Source organism: Akkermansia sp. KLE1798 (genome assembly GCF_001580195.1).
Taxonomy (GTDB): domain Bacteria; phylum Verrucomicrobiota; class Verrucomicrobiia; order Verrucomicrobiales; family Akkermansiaceae; genus Akkermansia; species Akkermansia biwaensis.
This window is the reverse complement of record NZ_KQ971070.1, coordinates 22,395-30,988: the sequence shown is the minus strand read 5'-3', so window position 1 is coordinate 30,988 and position 8,594 is coordinate 22,395. Positions and strand designations below refer to the sequence as shown.

General features: G+C 53.2%; 6 protein-coding genes. All 6 read left to right on the top strand.

What is annotated here, in order from left to right:
- Positions 1-1,718, top strand: a 1,718-nt coding sequence (locus HMPREF3039_RS02350) for an alpha-1,2-fucosyltransferase (protein ID WP_067570432.1), incomplete at its 5' end; no start/stop codon positions are given.
- Between the two features lie 148 nt (positions 1,719-1,866).
- A complete protein-coding gene (locus tag HMPREF3039_RS02345) occupies positions 1,867-2,673 on the top strand; it encodes a hypothetical protein (protein ID WP_067570434.1) in 807 nt (268 codons plus the stop codon).
- 6 nt (positions 2,674-2,679) lie between these two features.
- Positions 2,680-3,486 carry a phosphoadenosine phosphosulfate reductase domain-containing protein gene (locus HMPREF3039_RS02340; RefSeq protein ID WP_067570436.1) on the top strand — a complete coding sequence of 269 codons (807 nt, stop codon included), beginning with the start codon at positions 2,680-2,682 and terminating at the stop codon, positions 3,484-3,486.
- A gap of 23 nt (positions 3,487-3,509) precedes the next feature.
- The gene (locus tag HMPREF3039_RS02335; RefSeq protein WP_147550005.1) at positions 3,510-4,223 is read left to right on the top strand and encodes a GTP-binding protein; all 714 of its coding nucleotides are present in this window, start codon (positions 3,510-3,512) and stop codon (positions 4,221-4,223) included.
- Positions 4,224-4,399: 176 nt separating this feature from the next.
- Complete coding sequence (locus HMPREF3039_RS02330) at positions 4,400-4,570, top strand: hypothetical protein (protein WP_156469862.1); 171 nt, start codon at positions 4,400-4,402, stop codon at positions 4,568-4,570.
- 49 nt (positions 4,571-4,619) lie between these two features.
- Positions 4,620-8,534 carry a TIM-barrel domain-containing protein gene (locus HMPREF3039_RS02325; protein ID WP_067570486.1) on the top strand — a complete coding sequence of 1,305 codons (3,915 nt, stop codon included), beginning with the start codon at positions 4,620-4,622 and terminating at the stop codon, positions 8,532-8,534.
- Positions 8,535-8,594 lie beyond the last annotated feature (60 nt).

Genomic DNA, 8,594 nt, shown 5'->3' with positions numbered 1-8,594 from the left:
ATTATCCTGATGCCGGGAATGACATGGTGACGGCACACTGGTGTACGCCTCCTATTTTGCGCGCTCTGCATGAATTCAACTATTCCCGACCGGATGTGGTGGGGGATGCCTGCCATCCCCATTGGAAGGATGAACTGCATTTTTATGCCAGTGGAGTATTCCGCCGCAAATCTTCCGGCTGTTATGGCTGGTGGAGTATGGGCAGCCAGGGAGAGCTGATATTGAAATGGCTCGTCTGGCCCATGGAACAACTGCTGCCTCGGCATGGGAAATATGTGGGATCATCCATCACGATTCAATTCCATGCCGGAATGATGCCGCTGGAACAATTGCGCCAGGAACACGGGAGCAATGCCGGATTTCCGCATTCCTCCAAATTGTATGTCCATCTTGGCTGCGGGGACCGTCATTTAAGCGGCTGGTTGAATCTGGATGCCCCCAATTATGATATATCCCGTCCGCTGCCTTGGGAGAATGAATCTGTAGATGCTTATTATTTGGAACATGTCATTGACCAGGTAAGCTCGGAGAAAGCCTGCGGCTTCTTTTTTGAGGCGTTTCGCTCCCTGAAACCCGGCGGCATATTGAGACTTGCGTTCCGGGATGTGCTGTCTCTGGCGGGGACCGTTACCCCTGCATTCCGCCAGTACATGAAAAACAAGTATCCGGACACGTTCATTCCCTCTAATAAAGTGGGTGCCATCCTTGCCTTCTACAGGCAAAAATCCTTGTGGACGGTTGATTTACTGACGGAAGTACTGAAATCCGCAGGTTTTGAAGTGGAGGTTCTGGATCCGGGCGTGTCGGAGCATACCCACTTGCAGTCGCTGGAACGTCGTTCCGACCGGGATGAGCATCCTTTCGATCTGCTGGGAACTGTTTGCATGGAGGCGAAAAAGCCGGCATACGGAACCCAAGTCAGACAGGCCCCCGCCGATTTCCGTGTCCTTTCCACGGATAAGTGGAATGGTTGCGTGGCTCCTTTCTTCACGGATTGTACACGCACGGGGAACCACCTTTTCCAGATTGCCGCTATTTACGCTCACGCCCTCCGCCATGGGCTTGAATGCAGAATCCCTTGGAAACGGAGGGAAGAAACCGTGAGGTTGAGGGCGTGGCTGGGGGACTCCTGTGCATGCTGTCCTGAAGGGGGATACGAGTTTCCCGTTGTTTACAAGGAGCCGTGTTTTTCCTATCGCGCCATTCCCGGCATGATTCGGAAGGGAGCCATAGAAGGTTATTTTCAGAGTGAAAAATATTTTGAGGAATATGGAAACGAAATACGTTCCCTCTTCGGGAATTTAATAGCTCCCACTCGGGAGGGAACGGCGGGTGTCCATTTAAGGATGGGCGATTACCTCCATCTGACCTCCCTCTACCATACTCCGGATGTACCCTTCTTGAATGAAGCGCTTGCAAGGCTGTCCGGCAATATCAGCAAGCTGGTCATTTTCTCCGACTCTCCGAAACGGGCCCGTAAACTGATGGATAATGTTCCTGAGGCCCGGCGTTTTGAAATAGTGATGGATGAACATGAAACACTGGGTGCTCTTCGGGAATTGACATCCATGCAGGAACTCGTTCTTTCCTGTTCCTCCTTCTCCTGGTGGGGGGCCTATCTGGGAGACCAGGATAAGGTTTTCATCCAGAAAGAGTGGTTTGTAGGCAAAATTAAGGACTATCAGGACGTCTATCGGGAGAAATGGATAAAAATTTAAGCTTCAGTGCCTTAATATAATAAAATGAAACTTGGATCAATTCACCATGAATACAAAGACAAAACGAAACATACGCGTTATTCATTCGCGATGGCAGGGAAATTGCCGCATAGAGGGGCTCCGGCTTTTCCGCGAACAAGGGAACGACATGGCTATCATTACGGAAGGGGACGGGGAAAACCCCCGTGCCCTGTTCTGGCCCGGATACGAAAGTGTCGAACTGCTGACCTACAACCCGGCTACCGATGAGTATTTTGCAACGGGGGCGGCGGGGCAGTGGCAGTCCCGGCATTGTGCCGCAAGCGTAACCGGCGCGAAATATGTTCTTCACGAACCGAGCAGAACATTGATGTACCTGATCCCCAAAAACGCGTGCAGTACGCAAATGGGAACCGTGCTTCACGAATTGGGATTCAGGCCCGCAGCGGGTAGCCCGTCAAGGGTTTGGAACGGCAATGCCTACAGCCACTGCCTGAACAATGAGGACTACGATGCGGACAAATTCGAGAAATACAATCATCTGGTCGTTTTCCGCGATCCTGTCGAAAGATTTGTCAACCTCGCCAATTATGCCTGGTGCATCAACCGGGGAATGTTTTCTCCCTTCACTTCATCCTGCAAAAGCAAAAGGCAGCTGCTGGACACCATGCATCTGCTTGTCCGGATGAATGAAGCCAATCATCCCGGCAGATTTGAGCAGCATCTTGAAGGGCAGGCCTGGTATTACGACCACTGCCCCCGCATTGACACGGTGGTCCGCGTTGAAGACCTGACCGACTATATGAAAACCGTCATGAACGTGGAGTCGTACAACTGCAATGTGGACGGCAAATACGAACTGACGCGCGACGATCTGACAGAGGAAGACATCGCCAGGATCAGGGAAAACTGGGCCGGCGATTTCCTGCTTGAAGAACGCTTCAAGGAACTTTTCTGGATCAACCCTACGAAATAACAAACCATGACTGACTGGATAGAAAAAACGCACAGAATCATTGAAACGGCTCTTTCCAAGGCAAAGCGCCCGGCCGTCCTCTGCTCCTACGGCAAAGACAGCATCGTCCTGCTGGATTTGCTCCGGCAGCACGTCAACCTGGACCGGCTGAGGGTCATTCACGTCGATACGACCTTTGAATTCCCGCAGCTTTATGCCTACAAGAAAAACATTATCAAGGAATTCGGCATTGGTTCCGGTGATCTCACCGTGACCAATACGGCTGCCCTCAATTCCGGGATGAACTATGAAAACACGCCTGTTTTCGAAGTGACGGCTGCCCTCAAGACGGAACCCCTCAAGCAGGTTATCCGTGATGAAGCAATCGACTTCCTGTTCACGGGAATCCGCCGGGACGAAGAAGGTTCTCGGGCCAAGGAACGCTACTTCTCCTACCGGGATGCCCAAGGCGTCTATGAACCGTCGGACAACAATCCGGAATTCCACCCCTTTGAAGGAGTCAATATTTCTTCTCCGGAAAAAGGGCATTACCGGGTCAATACCCTGTTGGACTGGACGGAACTGGACATCTGGCAATATACCCTGGAACACAAACTTCCCCTGTGCCCTCTTTACCTTGCAGTTGACGGCAAACGCTACCGTTCCCTCGGATGCATGCCTGTAACCACTCCGGTGGAGTCCGGGGCGGATACCATTGAAAAAATCATTGATGAAGTAGCCGTGACTCTGGTTCCGGAACGCGCCAGCAGGGCGCGCCAGGACGAAGCCGTGCCGCATTGCATGGAAATGCTCCGCCGCAACGGTTTTTGCTGATCCATTCCCCCACATTCAAACATATGAAATCAAAAGCCACAATAGCCGTATGCGGTCTGATGGACAGTGGAAAATCCACGCTCATCAAGAGCCTTCTCCGGAAGAACACCGGACGCGTGATTGAACCGGATGCCCTGTGCATTGAACAGGCCACGGGCCGTACGATCACGGGGACCCGCATCGCCTGCCCCGTCAATGACCATACCGATCTGGTCTTTTGTGACTGCCCCGGGCATCTGGAATACCTTCCGGAAATCGTGTCGGGGCTGTGCGCCTCCAAGGGATATATCCTGATCATTGATGAAAATCGCCGGGAGCAGTCGGAAGCCTACCAGCGGAAGCTGGGAGAAATTGCCGCCGCCATCGGCGTGGAAAACATCGCCGTGGTCCACAGCCATTCCATGGAGGAACAGACAGAGCAAATCCATTATGATACGGAACAGCCTTCCTTTGATGCCGCCATGGATCGGCTGCTGGAAGTCATGGACCGTTTTCTCCGGAAGGAGCATCAGGTTCCGCCAGATGAATCCCGCGTCGTATGGTTTGATTCCCTGGACGGAACGGCCCGGTACGTTCTGTATGACTCCGCGGGTCATGCTCTGGATTGGTCCCATGAAGGCAGCCATGATCCGGGGGACTGCTCTCCCATTGACGGCTTGCCGTCTTCCCTCTCCGGCCGTTTTCTTGTCTGCCGCGCCAAAAAGGGAAATATCGTGGGCGTGGGATGCGCCGCCTGAAACATTCGGGAATAACCTGCATGCCGCCGGTTCTTGGTGAAAGAGCCGGCGGCATGCCGCATTTTGCGGCGCTCCTCAATATAATGCCCGGATTTTCTATTACATTGACCAGGAAGGGCATTGTGAAATAGTTCAAAAGCGGATTTTACCCGGACGGAATGCAGGCAGGGGAAAGTATGAAAAAAGCGCAGGAAACTGCCGGTATATCTGGCAACTGGAAAATGCCGGAGCGCCTGACTCTTTTTTGCATGATTCAATACACATGCGATGTCGCGGGCACAGCCTGTACAGGAAACCGCATGGTGGAAAAAAAGGGGATGCCATTCACCTTTGGATTGATTATTTGAGTTCATTTTGAGACGGTGTTCCGGCTGACGTGATAAAAATGATATGATAATGGGAAAATCAACTGACAGCGGCATGCTGAGGAAAACGGTGTTACTGACCTGCGGCCTGTCTCTCTTCTTCTCCGGCTTTGCCTTTTCCGCCCAGAGCGGTCCGCAGGAAGGGCCGCAGTCCCCGATGGTGGAGAATGCCCGGAAAATCAATCCTTCAGCAGTCGAGGTGCTGCTCGGGAAAGACCACCGGATGACCTTCGACTTTTACGGGGACAACATCTTCCGCCTTTTCCGCGACGATTCGGGAGGAATTATCCGGGATCCGAAGGCGGAGCCCGAAGCTAAAATACTGGTCGACCAGCCCAGGAAGCCCGTTTCCAGACTGGATGTCGGCACCGAGGGGGATACGGTCACGCTCACCACGGGAAAAATCAGGGTGGAAATTGACAAAAAGACTTCCCTCATCAAAATCGTTGATTTGAAAACCGGAGCCGTGGCTGTGGAGCAGGCGGCTCCCGTCCTCTTTGAAAAAGGCAAAACCACCCTGTCCCTGAAAACGGGGCCGGAGGAATACTTCTACGGAGGAGGCGTGCAAAACGGCCGCTTCTCGCACAAGGGAAAAGTAATTTCCATTGAAAACCAGAACAGTTGGACGGACGGAGGCGTAGCCTCCCCCACTCCCTTCTATTGGTCCACGAACGGCTACGGCCTTCTGTGGCATACGTTCAAGAAGGGGCAGTATGACTTTGGCGCCAAAGAAAAAGGCACCGTCAATCTCAGCCATGATGAAAACTATCTGGATGTCTTCTTCATGGTTGACGACGGAGCGGTCAACCTGCTCAGAAAGTTTTACCAATTGACGGGGAACCCCGTGCTGCTGCCCAAATTCGCCTTCTACCAGGGTCATCTGAATGCCTACAACAGGGACTACTGGAAGGAAGATGAAAAAGGCATCCTGTTTGAAGACGGCAAGAGATACAAGGAAAGCCAGAAGGACAACGGGGGAATCAGGGAATCCCTGAACGGAGAGCTGGACAACTACCAGTTTTCCGCCCGTGCCGTGATTGACCGCTACAAGGCCCATGACATGCCGCTGGGCTGGCTCCTCCCGAACGACGGCTACGGCGCCGGGTACGGACAGACGGATACTCTGGACGGGAACATTGCAAACTTGAAAAGCCTGGCAGACTACGCTCTGAAAAACGGGGTGGAAATAGGCTTGTGGACCCAGTCGGACCTGCACCCCAAACCGGAGATAAGCGCCCTTCTGCAGCGTGACATCGTCAAGGAAGTCAGGGATGCCGGGGTGCGCGTATTGAAAACGGACGTCGCCTGGGTCGGAGCCGGCTATTCCTTCGGCCTGAACGGCATTACGGATGTGGCCCAGATCATGACCTATTACGGGAACAACAGCCGCCCGTTCATCATCTCCCTGGACGGCTGGGCCGGGACCCAGCGTTATGCCGGCATCTGGACGGGCGACCAGACGGGCGGAGCCTGGGAATACATCCGTTTCCATATTCCTACCTACATCGGCTCCGGCCTCTCCGGCCAGCCGAACATCTGTTCGGACATGGACGGTATCTTCGGCGGGAAAAATCCCGCGGTCAACATTCGCGATTTCCAATGGAAAACCTTCACCCCCATGGAACTCAACATGGACGGATGGGGAGCCAATGAAAAATATCCCCATGTATTCGGGGAACCCGCCACCTCCATCAACCGGTGGTATCTGAAGCTCAAATCGGAACTGATGCCTTACGCCTACAGCATTGCGGAAGAATCCGTCAGCGGAATGCCCATGGTCCGGGCCATGTTCCTGGAATATCCCAATCCCTATACCTTGGGCAAGGCAACGCAGTACCAGTTCCTCTTCGGCCCCTATTTCCTGGTGGCTCCCGTCTATCAGGATACGAACGCGGACAAGGAGGGCAACGACGTGCGCCACGGCATTTACCTGCCGGAGGGCCAGTGGATCGACTACTTCACGGGCGACCTGTACGAAGGGGGTAAAATCTACAATTGTTTTGACGCCCCCGTCTGGAAATTGCCCGTCTTCGTGAAAAACGGGGCTATCATTCCCATGACGGGCCCGAACAACAACGTGTCGGAAATAAATCCGAACCACAGGATATATGAAATTTACCCCCATGGCCGCACTTCCTTCACCACGTATGACGACGACGGCGTAACGGAGGAATACCGTCAGGGCAGGGGTGTCAAAACCCGGATTGAATCGGCCCTTGACGGCAGTAATAACGTCACCGTAACCGTTCATCCGGCGGTTGGCGACTTCACCGGATTCGACAAGAAAAAGTCGACGGAATTCCGCATCAACGTGACACGGAAGCCGGACAAGGTTTCCGCACGGATTGGCAAGGATAATCTGGAACTGACGGAAGCGGCGTCCAAAGACGACTTCCTGTCCGGGGACAACGTTTATTTCTACGACGCCGCTCCCAACCTGAACACATTCGCCACGAAGGGAAGCGACTTTGAAAAGAAGGTGATTTCCAAGAACCCGCAGCTCCTGGTGAAACTGGCCGCGACGGACGTCACGGCAAATCCCGTGGTGCTTTCCGTGGAAGGCTTCCAGTTCCAGCCTGCCGAAAAATACCGTCTTTCATCCGGTCCTCTTTCCCCTCCTGCGAATGCCGGGGTCACGGAAGAAAACACGACGGCCTACACGCTGAAACCCACCTGGGATGCAGCGGCCAATGCGGACTACTATGAAATTGAGTTCGGCGGCATGCTGTACACCACCATCAAGGGAACGGAATTCCTGTTCGAGGACCTGGAAGCCGAAACCCCCTACTCCTTCAAACTGCGCGCCGTCAACCGCGACGGCCATTCGGACTGGACGGCCTTTAATGCCAAAACGCAGGCGAATCCGCTTGAATTTGCCATTGAGGGAATTGTCGGTGAAACGACTGCGGAAAACCAGGGCAATTCCCTGACCAAGCTGTTTGACTTCAAGGAAAAGGATGCCTGGCACACGAAATATGGCGCGAATGCCCTCCCGTTTGATTTGGTCATGGATCTGAAAACAATCAACAAGATTGAAAAATTCCATTACGTCCCCCGTGAAGACGCCGGGAACGGCACCCTTCTGAAAGGTACCGTCTACTACAGCATGGACAAGGAAAACTGGACGAAGGCCGGAACCTTCCAGTGGGACAAGAACAACGAAGTGAAAATCTTCGGGTTCAAGGACGCTCCCACCGCCCGCTACATTAAGTTGAATATAACCGAAGGCGTGGGAGGATACGGTTCAGGCCGGGAAATCTACGTCTTCAAGGTGCCGGGAACGGAAAGCTACCTTCCGGGCGATATCAACAATGACGGCAAGATCGACAGGAACGACCTTACCTCCTACATCAACTACACGGGATTGAGGAAAGGGGATTCCGACTTCGAGGGTTATATCAGCAATGGGGACATCAACAGGAACGGCCTTATTGACGCTTATGACATCTCCGTCGTAGCCACCCAGCTGGAAGATGACTCCGACCAGCCGCAGGAGGATGCCGGCCAGGATAAGGGGGATGCCGAAGAGAAGAAGGACGCCGCCGCCGAGAAAAAGAAAGAGGAACTGGGCGGAAAACTTCTGATCAGTGCGGACAAAAAGAGATACGCCAAGGGAGACGTCGCCAAGGTTACCGTCAAGGGCCAAAAGCTTAGTCTGGTGAATGCCTTGAGCTTTGCCCTCCCGTATGATCCCAAGGATTATGAATTCGTGGGTGTGGAGGTCAAGGACATGAATAAGATGGAAAATCTGACGAACGACAGGCTCCATACGAATGGAGACAAGGCCTTGTATCCCACCTTTGTCAACATCGGCGATAAGGAGCCGGTGGAAGGAACCAAGGAACTCTTTGTGTTGAAATTCAAGGCCAGAAGAGATGTTAAATTTGATTTGAAACTCAAGGACGGCATGCTGGTGGACAAAAAACTGAATACCAAAAAATTGTAAAAACCTCTATTTTCGCGGCCCCGTTTTCCGGTTGAATGATTGCCGGAAGACGGGGCCGTA